At 72.3% G+C, this 13,550-nt stretch carries 13 protein-coding genes; 8 read left to right on the top strand and 5 right to left on the bottom strand.

Annotated elements, in window-relative coordinates:
• Positions 1 to 3: 3 nt before the first annotated feature.
• Together AC07DU_RS04585 and AC07DU_RS04580 are read left to right on the top strand one after the other, a co-directional pair.
• Positions 4 to 1,440, top strand: coding sequence for an aldehyde dehydrogenase family protein (locus tag AC07DU_RS04585; RefSeq protein WP_479026554.1), 1,437 nt, complete (start codon positions 4 to 6; stop codon positions 1,438 to 1,440).
• Complete coding sequence (locus tag AC07DU_RS04580) at positions 1,433 to 2,329, top strand: aldehyde dehydrogenase family protein (RefSeq protein ID WP_479026557.1); 897 nt, start codon at positions 1,433 to 1,435, stop codon at positions 2,327 to 2,329. Before AC07DU_RS04585 ends, AC07DU_RS04580 begins: the two co-directional genes overlap by 8 nt.
• 87 nt (positions 2,330 to 2,416) lie before the next feature.
• Here the strand turns inward: AC07DU_RS04580 and AC07DU_RS04575 are convergent, their stop codons facing one another.
• On the bottom strand, positions 2,417 to 2,764 hold the full coding sequence (locus tag AC07DU_RS04575) for a hypothetical protein (protein ID WP_360897414.1): 348 nt from the start codon (positions 2,762 to 2,764) through the stop codon (positions 2,417 to 2,419).
• A gap of 54 nt (positions 2,765 to 2,818) precedes the next feature.
• Here AC07DU_RS04575 and AC07DU_RS04570 point away from each other — a divergent pair, with 54 nt between their 5' ends.
• Positions 2,819 to 3,526, top strand: coding sequence for a uridine kinase (locus AC07DU_RS04570; protein ID WP_479027134.1), 708 nt, complete (start codon positions 2,819 to 2,821; stop codon positions 3,524 to 3,526).
• A 160-nt stretch (positions 3,527 to 3,686) separates the two neighbouring features.
• Here the strand turns inward: AC07DU_RS04570 and AC07DU_RS04565 are convergent, their stop codons facing one another.
• Complete coding sequence (locus AC07DU_RS04565; protein ID WP_360897416.1) at positions 3,687 to 4,412, bottom strand: SigE family RNA polymerase sigma factor; 726 nt, start codon at positions 4,410 to 4,412, stop codon at positions 3,687 to 3,689.
• A 189-nt stretch (positions 4,413 to 4,601) separates the two neighbouring features.
• Here AC07DU_RS04565 and afsQ1 point away from each other — a divergent pair, with 189 nt between their 5' ends.
• From afsQ1 to AC07DU_RS04550, 3 genes are read left to right on the top strand one after another with little or no spacing between them, the layout of a single operon-like run.
• Positions 4,602 to 5,279, top strand: coding sequence for a two-component system response regulator AfsQ1 (afsQ1, locus tag AC07DU_RS04560; RefSeq protein ID WP_063754818.1), 678 nt, complete (start codon positions 4,602 to 4,604; stop codon positions 5,277 to 5,279).
• Positions 5,276 to 6,763 (top strand): sensor histidine kinase, encoded by a 1,488-nt coding sequence (locus tag AC07DU_RS04555; RefSeq protein ID WP_360897419.1) that lies wholly within the window; start codon positions 5,276 to 5,278, stop codon positions 6,761 to 6,763. Before afsQ1 ends, AC07DU_RS04555 begins: the two co-directional genes overlap by 4 nt.
• Positions 6,756 to 7,382, top strand: coding sequence for a hypothetical protein (locus AC07DU_RS04550; protein WP_360897461.1), 627 nt, complete (start codon positions 6,756 to 6,758; stop codon positions 7,380 to 7,382). Before AC07DU_RS04555 ends, AC07DU_RS04550 begins: the two co-directional genes overlap by 8 nt.
• A gap of 222 nt (positions 7,383 to 7,604) precedes the next feature.
• On the opposite strand, the gene AC07DU_RS04545 is transcribed toward AC07DU_RS04550, so the two are convergent.
• The 3 genes from AC07DU_RS04545 to AC07DU_RS04535 all read right to left on the bottom strand — a co-directional run bounded on the left by AC07DU_RS04545 (position 7,605) and on the right by AC07DU_RS04535 (position 10,672).
• Positions 7,605 to 9,251, bottom strand: a complete 1,647-nt coding sequence (locus AC07DU_RS04545) for a phospho-sugar mutase (RefSeq protein WP_479109586.1) — start codon at positions 9,249 to 9,251, stop codon at positions 7,605 to 7,607.
• Between the two features lie 35 nt (positions 9,252 to 9,286).
• The gene (locus AC07DU_RS04540; protein ID WP_360897423.1) at positions 9,287 to 10,093 is read right to left on the bottom strand and encodes a purine-nucleoside phosphorylase; all 807 of its coding nucleotides are present in this window, start codon (positions 10,091 to 10,093) and stop codon (positions 9,287 to 9,289) included.
• Positions 10,094 to 10,234: 141 nt separating this feature from the next.
• The gene (locus AC07DU_RS04535; RefSeq protein WP_360897425.1) at positions 10,235 to 10,672 is read right to left on the bottom strand and encodes a gamma-glutamylcyclotransferase family protein; all 438 of its coding nucleotides are present in this window, start codon (positions 10,670 to 10,672) and stop codon (positions 10,235 to 10,237) included.
• Between the two features lie 282 nt (positions 10,673 to 10,954).
• Here AC07DU_RS04535 and AC07DU_RS04530 point away from each other — a divergent pair, with 282 nt between their 5' ends.
• Together AC07DU_RS04530 and AC07DU_RS04525 are read left to right on the top strand one after the other, a co-directional pair.
• Positions 10,955 to 12,394, top strand: a complete 1,440-nt coding sequence (locus tag AC07DU_RS04530; RefSeq protein ID WP_453373868.1) for an NAD(P)H-quinone dehydrogenase — start codon at positions 10,955 to 10,957, stop codon at positions 12,392 to 12,394.
• A 201-nt stretch (positions 12,395 to 12,595) separates the two neighbouring features.
• On the top strand, positions 12,596 to 13,522 hold the full coding sequence (locus tag AC07DU_RS04525; protein WP_453285834.1) for a DeoR/GlpR family DNA-binding transcription regulator: 927 nt from the start codon (positions 12,596 to 12,598) through the stop codon (positions 13,520 to 13,522).
• The last annotated feature ends 28 nt before the right edge of the window (positions 13,523 to 13,550 follow it).

Genomic DNA, 13,550 nt, shown 5'->3' with positions numbered 1-13,550 from the left:
ACCATGGCATCCCTCTTCGAGTACGCACCGGCTCCCGAGTCCCGCTCGGTCGTCGACATCGCCCCCTCCTACGGGCTCTTCATCGACGGCGAGTTCACCGACGCCGCCGACGGCAAGGTCTTCAAGACCGTCTCCCCGTCGTCCGAGGAAGTCCTGGCCGAGGTCGCCCAGGCGGGCGCCGCCGACGTGGACCGGGCCGTCAGGGCCGCCCGCAAGGCCTTCGAGAAGTGGTCCGCGCTGCCGGGCTCCGAGCGCGCCAAGTACCTCTTCCGCATCGCCCGGATCATCCAGGAGCGCAGCCGCGAGCTGGCCGTCCTGGAGACCCTGGACAACGGCAAGCCGATCAAGGAGACCCGCGACGCGGACCTCCCGCTGGTCGCCGCGCACTTCTTCTACTACGCGGGCTGGGCCGACAAGCTCGACCACGCGGGCTACGGCCCGAACCCGCGCCCGCTCGGCGTGGCCGGCCAGGTCATCCCCTGGAACTTCCCGCTCCTGATGCTCGCGTGGAAGATCGCCCCGGCGCTCGCCACCGGCAACACGGTCGTGCTCAAGCCCGCCGAGACGACCCCGCTCTCCGCCCTGTTCTTCGCGGACATCTGCCGCCAGGCGGGCCTGCCCAAGGGTGTCGTCAACATCCTCACCGGCTACGGCGACGCGGGCGCGGCCCTCGTCGAGCACCCGGACGTCAACAAGGTCGCCTTCACCGGCTCGACGGCGGTCGGCAAGGCCATCGCCCGCCAGGTCGCCGGCACCGACAAGAAGGTCACGCTGGAGCTGGGCGGCAAGGGCGCCAACATCGTCTTCGACGACGCGCCCATCGACCAGGCCGTCGAGGGCATCGTCACGGGCATCTTCTTCAACCAGGGCCAGGTCTGCTGCGCGGGCTCGCGCCTGCTGGTCCAGGAGTCGATCCACGACGAGCTGCTGGACTCGCTCAAGCGCCGCCTCTCCACGCTGCGCCTGGGCGACCCGCTCGACAAGAACACCGACATCGGCGCGATCAACTCCGCCGAGCAGCTCGCCCGGATCACCGCGCTCGCCGAGACCGGCGAGGCGGAGGGCGCCGAGCGCTGGTCCCCGGCGTGCGAGCTGCCGTCCGCCGGCTACTGGTTCGCCCCGACGCTCTTCACGAACGTCACCCAGGCGCACACCGTCGCCCGCGACGAGATCTTCGGCCCGGTGCTGTCCGTACTGACCTTCCGCACGCCCGACGAGGCCGTGGCCAAGGCCAACAACAGCCAGTACGGCCTGTCCGCCGGCATCTGGACGGAGAAGGGCTCGCGCATCCTCGCGGTCGCGAACCAGCTCCGCGCGGGTGTGGTGTGGGCCAACACGTTCAACAAGTTCGACCCGACCTCGCCCTTCGGCGGATACAAGGAGTCGGGCTTCGGCCGCGAGGGCGGTCGCCACGGCCTGGAGGGCTACCTCGATGTCTGAGACGACCACGCGTCTGAACGTCTTCAAGACCTACAAGCTGTACGTCGGGGGCAAGTTCCCCCGCTCCGAGAGCGGCCGGGTGTACGAGGTGACGGACTCAAAGGGCAACTGGCTGGCCAACGCCCCGCTGTCGTCGCGCAAGGACGCGCGGGACGCGGTCGTCGCGGCCCGCAAGGCCTTCGGCGGCTGGTCGGGCGCGACCGCGTACAACCGCGGGCAGATCCTCTACCGCATCGCCGAGATGCTGGAGGGCCGCCGCGAGCAGTTCGTCCGCGAGGTCGGCGAGGCCGAGGGCCTGTCCAAGTCCAAGGCCGGCGCCGTCGTCGACGCGGCCATCGACCGCTGGGTCTGGTACGCGGGCTGGACCGACAAGATCGGCCAGATCGTGGGCGGGGCCAACCCGGTCGCGGGGCCGTTCTTCAACCTCTCCACCCCCGAGCCGACCGGTGTCGTCACGGTCGTCGCCCCGCAGGGCTCGTCCTTCCTGGGCCTGATCTCGGTGATCGCCCCGGTGATCGCGACCGGCAACACGGCCGTGGTCGTCGCGAGCGAGAAGTCCCCGCTCCCCGCCCTCTCCCTGGGCGAGGTGCTGGCCACCTCCGACCTGCCCGGCGGCGTGGTCAACATCCTGTCCGGCAAGGCCTCCGAGATGGGCCCGCACCTCGCGTCCCACCAGGACGTCAACGCGATCGACCTGGCGGGCGCGGACACCGCGCTGGCCAAGGAGCTGGAGATCGCCGCGGCGGACAACCTCAAGCGCGTCCTGCGTCCACAGCCTGTGGACGACTGGACCGCCGACCCGGGCACGTCCCGGATGACGGCGTTCCTGGAGACGAAGACCGTCTGGCACCCCACGGGTTCGCTGGGCGCGGGCGGGTCCTCCTACTAGGACCCGCCGAGGGGGCGCGGAGCGCCCTCCAGAGACCGGCCCCGACAGCCGTCCCCCCGCGCTGTCGGGGCCTTCTCGTGTCCGCTGCTACTGGGGGAGCACCGGCCCGAGCAGTGAGGTGACCGCGGCGGTGGGCAGCTCGCCGACCGACGGCCCCTGGGTCAGGACGCCCGTGACCATGCCGGTACCGACCGCGGGGAAGTCCGCGACCTTGGTGGCCACGCCGTTGTCGAGCGGGTCCACGCCGGTGTGGGCCAGCGGATTCACCTTCAGGTTCGCGATCGGGTCCGTGACGCCCGCGAGGGCCGCCGGGACATCGAGTTCAGCGGCCTGCGCACCGCCGGCGGCGAGCGCCAGGGCCGCGCCGGCCATCGAGACCGTCAGGCCCGCGCTGCGGAGCCGGTTCGGTACGGAAGGGGCTGCGTGACGTGCCATGGGGTTCCCGCCTGAGGTCGTAGTCGCGTGCGCACGCAGCGTAGTGGAGGTGTGATCCTGGATACCAACCGGTCACCGGGAGGATCCCCTACCCGGGGGAATGGTTCAGACTGGTGTCCCGTGAGCTGTTCTTCTCCTTCGCCGACCCGCGTCGTCCTGCTGACCGGTCCGTCGGGATCCGGAAAATCCTCGCTGGCCGCCCGTTCCGGGCTGCCCGTGCTGCGCCTCGACGACTTCTACAAGGAAGGCGACGACCCCACCCTCCCGACGGTCGCGGGCAGTTCCGACATCGACTGGGACTCGCCGGGGTCGTGGGACGCGGACGTCGCCGTCGCGGCCATCGCCGAGCTGTGCCGCACGGGCCGCACCGAGGTCCCGGTCTACGACATCGCGACCAGCTCCCGCACGGGCACGGAGGCGCTGGACATCGCCCGCACCCCCCGCACGCCGCTGTTCATCGCGGAGGGGATCTTCGCCGCGGACATCGTGGCCCGGTGCCGGGAGCTGGGGCTGCTCGCCGACGCCATCTGCCTGCGCGGGCGGCCGTCGACCACCTTCCGGCGGCGCCTGGCCCGTGATCTGCGCGAGGGCCGCAAGTCGGTGCCGTTCCTGCTGCGCAGGGGCTGGCGGCTGATGCGCGCCGAACGGGGCATCGTGGCCCGCCACGTCGCGCTCGGCGCGCACGCCTGCGGCCGCGACGAGGCGCTGGGCCGCCTGGCCGCCGCTGCGGCGGGCCGCCACCGCACGGCCGCGGCGGCTTAGGGGGTCCGGCGGCGGCGCGCCGGACCCGCGCACCCGAAAGCGCGGCACCCGTACACGCCGAAGCGCGGGACCAGTCGGACCCCCGGCCGACCGATCCCGCGCTTCTCCCCCCATGGCCACCGTCCCACCCCCGCGGGACGGCCCCCCGGCCATTGGTCCGTCAGGCGACGAGCTCCTCGAAGGACTCCGCCTCGTCGGCGCCGAAGCTCAGCGCCTCGTCGTCCCGCAGGCGCCGCAGCGAGCGCCAGATGCTCGACTTCACCGTGCCGACGCTGATCCCGAGGATCTCCGCGATCTCCGGGTCGGTGCGGCCCTCGTAGTAACGCAACACCAGCATCGTGCGCTGCGGCTCCGGGATGCGGGCCAGCGCCTGCCACAGCACCGCGCGCAGTTCCGTACCGCGCATCGCGTCCGTGTCGGAGACCGTCTCCGGCAGCTCCTCCGTCGGGTACTCGTTCAGCTTGCGCCGCCGCCACGCGCTGATGTGCAGGTTGGTCATGGTGCGACGCAGGTAGCCGCCGACGGCCGCCTTGTCGCTGATCCTGTCCCAGGCGCGGTACGTGGAGAACAGCGCGCTCTGCAGCAGGTCCTCGGCTTCGTAACGGTCGCCGGTGAGGTGGAAGGCCGTGGCGTACAGGGCGGCCCGGCGCTCCTGGACGTACGCCGTGAACTCCGCCTCGGACGTGGCCGACGGGGTGGTGGACGGCGCGGACTGTCCGGACTGCGCGGACTGTGCGGGAACCGCCTGGTACTGGTTTGCGTCAATGGCTACGACGTGGGCCGGCCGGGGACGGGCGACCGCCACCGTACGGACACCCGCCCGGCGGTTCACATCGTGCAGCCGCGTGACAATCGCGCTGGTGGTGGTGCTGTGCAGCGTGTTCATCTCGCGCCCCCCGTCGTGGAGTGTGTCTGCTTCGGTCCGTTGTGCGTTGACAGAAGCCTGCCCGGCGGACTTAACCGGGGTGTCCGTCGACTGTCACAGGCCTGTCACAGCGACCCGTGTGAGATCTCCGTAAAGATCGCGTCCTTCTGACGGTCGAACTCCGGACGGCCGATGGGACAGAATGAGCCCGTGCCCTTCCTGTTGCTGATCGAGGACGACGACGCCATCCGCACGGCCCTCGAACTCTCCCTGTCCCGCCAGGGTCACCGTGTGGCCACTGCGGCGACGGGCGAGGACGGCCTGAAACTGCTCCGCGAGCAGCGGCCGGATCTGATCGTGCTGGACGTGATGCTGCCCGGGATCGACGGCTTCGAGGTGTGCCGGAGGATCCGCCGCACCGACCAGCTGCCGATCATCCTGCTCACCGCGCGCAGCGACGACATCGATGTTGTCGTGGGCCTGGAGTCCGGGGCCGACGACTACGTGGTCAAGCCCGTCCAGGGCCGGGTCCTCGACGCCCGCATCCGGGCCGTGCTGCGCCGCGGCGAGCGCGAGTCGAGCGACTCCGCCAGCTTCGGCTCCCTCGTCATCGACCGGGCCGCCATGACGGTGACCAAGAACGGCGAGGACCTCCAGCTCACCCCGACCGAGCTGCGGCTGCTGCTCGAACTGAGCCGCCGGCCCGGGCAGGCGCTGTCGCGCCAGCAGTTGCTGCGCCTGGTGTGGGAGCACGACTACCTCGGTGACTCGCGGCTCGTCGACGCCTGCGTGCAGCGGCTGCGGGCCAAGGTCGAGGACGTGCCGTCCTCGCCCACCCTGATCCGTACCGTCCGGGGCGTCGGCTACCGCCTGGACTCCCCGCAGTGATCCGCGCGTTGCTCGCGGGCCGGCGCTGGACCAGCCTGCGGCTGCGGCTCCTCTTCGTCTTCGCGCTGGTGGCCCTGACGGCGGCGGTGTCCGCGTCCGGGATCGCGTACTGGCTCAACCGCGAGGCGGTCCTCACCCGTACCCAGGACGCCGCGCTCGGCGACTTCCGGCAGGAGATGCAGAACCGGGCCGCCGCGCTGCCCGGCGACCCCACGCCGGAGGAACTGCAGCGCACCGCCGAGCTGATGGCGGGCAGCAGCCCCGGCTACAGCGTGCTGCTGGTCCACGAGGGCAAGGACAAGCGCCCGCTGTTCGGCGCGGCCGGACCCGACTCCTTCGGGCTGGCCGACGTACCGAAGTCCCTGCAGGACGCGGTGAACGACCGGCAGAAGACGACCTCGGCCAACGACTCCGAGTACCACGTGTACTGGCAGCGGACGAAGCCGCGCGGCAACCCGTACCTGGTCGGCGGGACGCGGATCGTGGGCGGCGGGCCGACCGGCTACATGTACAAGTCGCTCGCCCAGGAGCGGGACGACCTCAACGCGCTCGCCTGGTCGCTGACGATCGCGACCGGCCTCGCGCTGCTCGGCTCCGCGCTGCTCGCGCAGGCGGCGGCCAGGACCGTGCTCAAGCCCGTGCAGCGGCTCGGTGACGCGGCGCGGCGCCTCGGCGAGGGCGAACTGGACCACCGGCTGGACGTCTCGGGGACCGACGAACTCGCCGATCTGTCGCACACCTTCAACAAAACGGCGGAAGCGCTGGAGAAGAAGGTCGCCGACATGAGCGCGCGGGAGGAGGCGAGCCGGCGCTTCGTCGCGGACATGTCGCACGAACTGCGCACGCCGCTGACCGCTCTGACGGCGGTGTCCGAGGTGCTGGAGGAGGAGGTCGACGACCTCGATCCGATGATCGCACCAGCGGTGGCGCTGGTCGTCAGCGAGACCCGGCGCCTCAACGACCTGGTGGAGAACCTGATGGAGGTCACCCGCTTCGACGCGGGAACGGCCCGGCTGGTGCTGGACGACGTGAACGTCGCCGACCAGGTCACGGCCTGCATCGACGCGCGCGCCTGGCTCGACGCGGTCGAACTCGACGCCGAGCGGGGCATCGTGGCCCGGCTCGACCCGCGCCGTCTCGACGTCATCCTCGCGAACCTGATCGGCAACGCGCTCAAGCACGGCGGCTCGCCCGTGCGGGTGTCGGTGGCCGTGGAGGGGGAGTGGCTGGTGATCGCGGTCCAGGACAACGGTCCGGGCATTCCCGAGGAGGTGCTCCCCCACGTCTTCGACCGCTTCTACAAGGCGAGCGCGTCACGGCCGAAGTCGGACGGGAGCGGGCTGGGCCTGTCGATCGCCATGGAGAACGCGCACATCCACGGCGGCGACATCACCGCGGCGAACGTGGCGGGCGGCGGTGCGCTGTTCACGCTGCGGCTGCCGGTGGACGTGGGGAAGGTGATCGCGGGTGACGGCGATGCGTAGGGCTCGGCCGGCCGTCCTGGTCGCGCTCGTCTCGGTCGCGCTGTGCGCGACGTCGGGGTGCGGGATCCGGGCGACGACCGTGCCGGTGGACGTGGGCCCGGCGCCGTCCCGGGTGTCCTGCGACACCCCGGCCCAGCCCGGCGGGCAGGGCGGGGCGCAGGGCCTGCGGGCCACGGTGGAACTGGTCTGCGGCTCGCAGCTGGTGGGTGTGGAGCGAGTGATTCCGCTGCCCGAGAAGAAGGCTCTGCGCGACCCCGTGGCGCTGGTCGCGCAGGCGCTGCTGGAGGCGCTGGAGCGGCCGACGAGCGCGGAGGAACGGGACGCGGGCTTCACGACCGGGGTTCCGGACGGACTGGCGGCGGTCGCGCCCCGGTCCGGCGACCCGGCGGGCACGGTGCGGCTCAGCCGCAAGCCGGAGGACCTGCCGCCGGTGGCGCTGTCGCAGCTGGTGTGCACGCTGGCGGGCAACGAGGCGGTGGCGAAGGGACGCGGCCCGGTGGTCCTGGGCGGCCCGGACGAGGACCCGCCGCGGGCGTGGGAGTGCACGGAGGCGGTGCGCTCACGCCCGGAGTCGGTGGCGACCCTCGGCGAGATCGTCCGCCCGCGGGGCAGCTCCTGACGGGCGGTACCCCCTCGACGCCGCTTCCGCGGTTCGGGGAGCGTCGACATGACGAGAGATGCCCCGCCCGGGTTCATCGGGCGGGGCATCCGTGCGCAGCGGCTGCGCAGCGGCGACGGCCCCCCGGGCCGGACGGGGCTCGGGGGGCCGACGGACCGAGTCCGGCGCGGCCGGCCGAGGCGGGAGGCCGCCAGGGCCGGGCCGTCCGGGGGCGCCGGGGGATCAGATGCCGGCGGCTGCTGCGAGGTCCTTTTTGATCGCGTCCAGGATCTCCTGGCCGCGGGCGCGGCAGGAGGTGAGCTCGGAGGCCTCGGGGACCGGGACCACCACCTCCAGGTAGCACTTCAGCTTCGGCTCCGTGCCCGACGGGCGGACGATCACCCGGGCCTTGTAGTCGCCGTCCAGGTAGTAGCGCAGGCCGTCCGTCGGGGGCAGGGCGGCCGAGCCGACCGACAGGTCCTCCGCGGAAGTGACGCGCAGGCCCGCCAGGGAGGTCGGGGGCTGCGCGCGCAGCGCGGCCATCGCCGAGGCGATGACCGACAGGTCCGAGACGCGGACCGACAGCTGGTCGGTGGCGTGCAGGCCGTGGGCCATCGCCAGGTCGTCCAGCAGGTCGGTCAGCGCGCGGCCCTGCTCCTTGAGCTCCGAGGCCAGTTCTGCCACCAGCAGGGCGGCGGTGACCCCGTCCTTGTCGCGGACGCCCTCGGGGTCCACGCAGTAGCCGAGCGCCTCCTCGTAGCCGTAGCGCAGGCCCTGTACGCGGGAGATCCACTTGAAGCCCGTGAGGGTCTCCTCGTACGGCAGGCCCGCGGCCTCCGCGATCCGGCCCAGGAGGCTGGAGGAGACGATGGACTCCGCGAAGGTGCCCCGCGCGCCCTTGCGGACCAGGTGCGCCGCCAGCAGCGCGCCGACCTCGTCGCCGCGCAGCATCCGCCAGCCGCCGTCGTCGGGAACCGCCACCGCGCAGCGGTCCGCGTCCGGGTCGTTCGCGATCACGATGTCCGGCTGGACCTCGGCGGCCTTCGCGAAGGCCAGGTCCATCGCGCCCGGCTCCTCCGGGTTGGGGAAGGCCACCGTCGGGAAGGCCGGGTCCGGCTCCGCCTGCTCGGCCACCAGGACCGGGGCCGGGAAGCCGGCCCGGGCGAAGGCCGCCATGACGACCTCCTTGCCGACGCCGTGCATGGCCGTGTAGACGGTCCGCACACCCCGGGGGGACCCGGGGGTCAGGACGGCGTCCGTACGGGCCAGGTAGGCCTCCAGGACCTCTTCGTCGAGCTGCAGCCAGCCGTCCGCCGGACGGGGGACGGACGCGAGCGTGCCGACGCGGGCGATGTGCCCGGCGATCTCGGCGTCCGCCGGGGAGACGATCTGCGAGCCGTCGCCGAGGTAGACCTTGTAGCCGTTGTCCCGGGGCGGGTTGTGGCTCGCGGTCACCTCGACGCCGGCGACGGCGCCCAGGTGCCTTATGGCGTACGCGAGGACGGGCGTCGGCAGCGGGCGGGGCAGGACGGCCGCGCGCAGCCCGGCGCCCGTCATGACGGCCGCGGTGTCGCGGGCGAAGTCCAGCGACTTGTAGCGCGCGTCGTAGCCGACGACGACCAGGCCGCCGTCGTGGCCCTGGGCCTTGAGGTAGGCCGCGAGGCCCGCCGCGGCCCGGATGACCACGCTGCGGTTCATCCGCATCGGGCCCGCGCCGATCTCGCCGCGCAGGCCGGCGGTGCCGAACTGCAGGGTGCCGGAGAAACGGTCCGCGAGTTCCGCCGTGTCGCCCGCCTCGATGAGCGCGGCGAGCTCGGCCGCGGTCTGCGGGTCCGGGTCCTCCGCCAGCCAGGCCTGGGCCCGGGTGATCAGGTCGTCCTGTTCCTGCACTACTTCCGCCTTGTCTCTCGTACGGTGCCGATGCCTCAGATGCGGGCGAGGACCTGGGTCAGCAGCGTGCCCATGCGCGCGGCCGAGTCACGGCCGGCCTGGAGCACCTCTTCGTGGTTCAGGGGCTCGCCGGAGATGCCCGCCGCCAGGTTGGTGACCAGGGAGATGCCGAGCACCTCGGCGCCGGCCTCGCGGGCGGCGATGGCCTCCAGCACGGTGGACATGCCGACCAGGTCGGCGCCCATGACGCGGATCATGTTGATCTCGGCCGGGGTCTCGTAGTGCGGGCCGGGGAACTGCACGTAGACGCCCTCTTCGAGGGTCTCGTCGATCTCCTTGCACATCGCGCGCAGGCGCGGCGAGTAGAGGTCGGTGAGGTCCACGAAGTTAGCGCCGACGATCGGCGAGGTGGCCGTGAGGTTGAGGTGGTCGCTGATCAGCACCGGCTGGCCGGGCTTCATGCCCTCGCGCAGACCGCCGCAGCCGTTGGTCAGGACGACGGTCTTGCAGCCGGCGGCGACGGCGGTGCGCACGCCGTGGGCGACGGCGGCGACGCCGCGGCCCTCGTAGTAGTGGGTCCGGCCGAGGAAGAGCAGCGCACGCTTGTCGCCGATCTTGTACGAGCGGATCTTGCCGCCGTGGCCCTCGACGGCGGGGGGCGGGAAGCCGGGCAGCTCGGTGACCGGGAACTCGGCCTCGGGCGCGCCGAGCGCCTCTGCGGCGGGAGCCCAGCCGGAGCCCATGACGAGGGCGACGTCGTGGGTTTCCGCGCCGGTCAGCTCGCGCAGTCGGGCCGCTGCGGCTGCGGCGTCGGCGAAGGGGTCGGTAACAGATGCGTTCACGCGGAAGAGCGTAGCCGCTCTCGGCCTACGCGCGTAGATGGCGCAGCTCACGGTGTTCGGATCGTTGCCTTGTCGTTTCCGCCGAATCGTCCCGGCGGGTGCGAAGGGGCGTACGGGACCCGTGGGGCGGGGCCGGAGCGCTCAGCAGGGGCGCTTGCGCAGCTCCATCACGTAATCGTGCGGGGCGCCGGCGGATTCGGCGGCGTCGGCGATCTCGCCCAGGTAGCGCGCCGAGGGCAGGCCGCCCTCGTAACCGTTGAGTACGTAGCACCAGGCGGCTTCCTCGCCGTCCAGCGTGTGCACGCGCACCCGCATGCGCCGGTAGATGTCGAGCCCGACGCCCTCCCAGCGGTCCATCGAGTCCTCGTCCAGCGGCGCGATGTCGTACAGGGCGACGAAGACCTGGTGGCGCGGGGCTTCGACGATCGTGGCGAGCGCGCCCTCCCAGCCCATCTGCTCGCCGCCGAAGGTCAGCCGCCAGTCGTTGATCCAGCCCGTGCCGCGCAGCGGCGAATGGGGGGCGCGGCGCGTCATCAGCCGCGGGTCGAGGTTGCCGGCGTACGCGGCGTAGAGCGACATGAGGTCGAGAGTACGGGAGGGGTGGCCGATGCGGCGTGCCCGGATGGTGCCCGGATGGCGCGGAGCGGGTGGTGCCCGGACGGCGGGACCGCGTGGCGCACGGATGGCACGAAGCGGGTGGTGCACGGATGGCGGGACCGCGTGGCGCACGGATGGCGGGACCGGGCGCGAAGCACCTCGGAGCGTGCGGGAGAATGGAGCACGGAATGCATCCCCCGGGGAGACCCCCCGGAACACCGGCCGGGGCGGCAGCCGGCCGGGTAGACGTGAGGCGGAGTTTTCGTGACCCGGATCGTGATCATCGGCGGCGGACCCGGCGGGTACGAGGCGGCCCTGGTAGGGGCCCAGCTCGGCGCGGAGGTGACCGTCGTCGACTGCGACGGTCTGGGCGGGGCCTCGGTCCTGACCGACTGCGTACCGTCCAAGACGCTCATCGCGACCGCCGAGGTCATGACGACCTTCGACTCGTCGTACGAGGAGCTCGGCATCGTCGTGGCGGACGACACCCCGCCCCTGGAGCAGGCCGCGCGCGTCGTCGGCGTGGACCTCGGCAAGGTGAACCGGCGCGTCAAGCGCCTCGCGCTCGCCCAGTCGCACGACATCACCGCCTCCGTCACCCGGGCCGGCGCCCGCGTGGTGCGCGGCCGCGGCAAGCTCGGCGGGCCGCAGGGCATCGACGGCACGCGAGACGTCATCGTCACCGCCGCCGACGGGTCCGAGACGATCCTGACCGCTGACGCCGTACTGATCGCGACCGGCGGCACCCCGCGCGAGATCCCCGACGCGATGCCCGACGGCGAGCGGATCCTGAACTGGACCCAGGTCTACGACCTCGACGAGCTCCCGGAGGAGCTCATCGTGGTCGGCTCCGGTGTGACCGGCGCCGAGTTCGCCGGCGCGTACCAGGCCCTCGGCTCCCGGGTGACCCTGGTCTCCTCCCGAGACCGCGTGCTGCCGGGCGAGGACCCCGACGCGGCCGCCGTCCTGGAGGACGTGTTCCGGCGCCGCGGCATGAACGTCGTGGGCCGTTCCCGCGCCGAGTCCGCCAAGCGGGTGGGCGACCGGGTGGAGGTCACCCTCTCCGACGGCCGCGTGCTGACCGGCACGCACTGCCTGATGGCGGTCGGCGCGATCCCCAACACCAAGAACATGAACCTGGAGGAGTCCGGGGTCCGGCTCAAGGACTCCGGCCACATCTGGACGGACAAGGTGTCGCGCACCTCCGCACCGGGCGTGTACGCCGCCGGTGACGTCACGGGCGTCTTCGCGCTCGCGTCGGTCGCGGCGATGCAGGGCCGCATCGCGATGTACCACTTCCTCGGCGACGCGGTGGCCCCGCTGAACCTGAAGACGGTCTCCTCCAACGTCTTCACCGACCCGGAGATCGCCACCGTCGGCTACACCCAGGCCGATGTGGACGCCGGCAAGATCGACGCACGGGTGGTGAAGCTGCCGCTGCTGCGCAACCCGCGGGCCAAGATGCAGGGCATCCGGGACGGCTTCGTGAAGATGTTCTGCCGTCCGGGCACCGGGATCGTGGTGGGCGGTGTGGTCGTCTCCCCGCGCGCGAGCGAGCTCATCCACCCCATCTCGATCGCGGTCGACAACAATCTGACCGTCGAGCAGATCGCAAACGCGTTCACCGTGTACCCCTCGCTGTCGGGCTCGATCGCCGAGGTGGCCCGCCAGCTGCACACGCGCAAGGCCGCCGGGGAGGCGTAACCGCCGCGTGCCGTACGGGGTTTGGGGCGGGGCGTCGCCTCGTGGCCGGTCGTTCGCGCAACCGTCCTGCCGCGTATACCACTAGTCGTCCCGCCGTACGGACAACTTCGGTGTATCGGCGCAAGGAGCTGAAAGTAGACGGTCGTTGGGGTTACTGTCAGTTTCGTGTTCGCTGCAGAACGTCGCCAATTGATCCTCGAAATGGTGCGGGCCAACGGAGCGGTATCGCTCCGGGAGCTCGCCCGCGTCGTCCAGACCTCCGAAGTGACCGTACGGCGTGACGTGCGGGCACTGGAGGCCGAAGGACTCCTCGACCGCCGGCACGGCGGTGCGGTCTTGCCGGGCGGTTTCACGCGGGAGTCCGGCTTTCCGCAAAAGTCCCATCTCGCGACGGCGGAGAAGACCGCCATCGCCGATGTCGCGGCCTCCCTCGTCGAAGAGGGCGAGGCCGTCGTCGTCGGCGCGGGCACCACGACCCAGGAGCTGGCCCGCCGGCTCGCCCGGGTGCCCGGACTGACCGTCGTCACCAACTCGCTGCTCGTCGCCCAGGCGCTGGCCCATGCCAACCGGGTGGAGGTGGTGATGACCGGCGGCACCCTGCGCGGGTCCAACTACGCCCTCGTGGGCAGCGGGGCCGAGCAGTCCCTCCAGGGGCTGCGGGTCTCCCGCGCCTTCCTGTCGGGCAGCGGTCTGACCGCCGAGCGCGGGCTGTCGACGTCCAACATGCTGTCGGCGAGCGTGGACCGGGCCCTGGTCCAGGCGGCAGCGGAGGTGGTGGTCCTGGCCGACCACACGAAGCTGGGCACCGACACGATGTTCCAGACGGTGCCGACGGACGTCATGACCCGCTTGGTCACGGACGAACCGCCGCCGCACGACGACCGCGCGGCCACGGAGCTCCAGGCCCTGGCGGACCAGGGCGTCCAGATCACGGTGGCGGGCTCAGGCATGCCGGGCGCGGCGTCCGGGGACGGAATCCCGCCGGGCCGCAGGCCCCGCCGCGACACCCCCCTCCCGGTCCAGCGCCGCGGCGGCCCGACGGCCCAGCTGCGCAGCACCTCGCCACTGTCGGAGCCGGGGGAGCGGGAACGGGAGCGGGCCCGGGTGGCGGACATGCGGCGGCGGTGACGGATGTCCGTGGAAGGCCACACCATGG

Source organism: Streptomyces sp. NPDC045695 (genome assembly GCF_056432025.1).
This window is presented reverse-complemented; position numbering and strand designations above follow the sequence as displayed.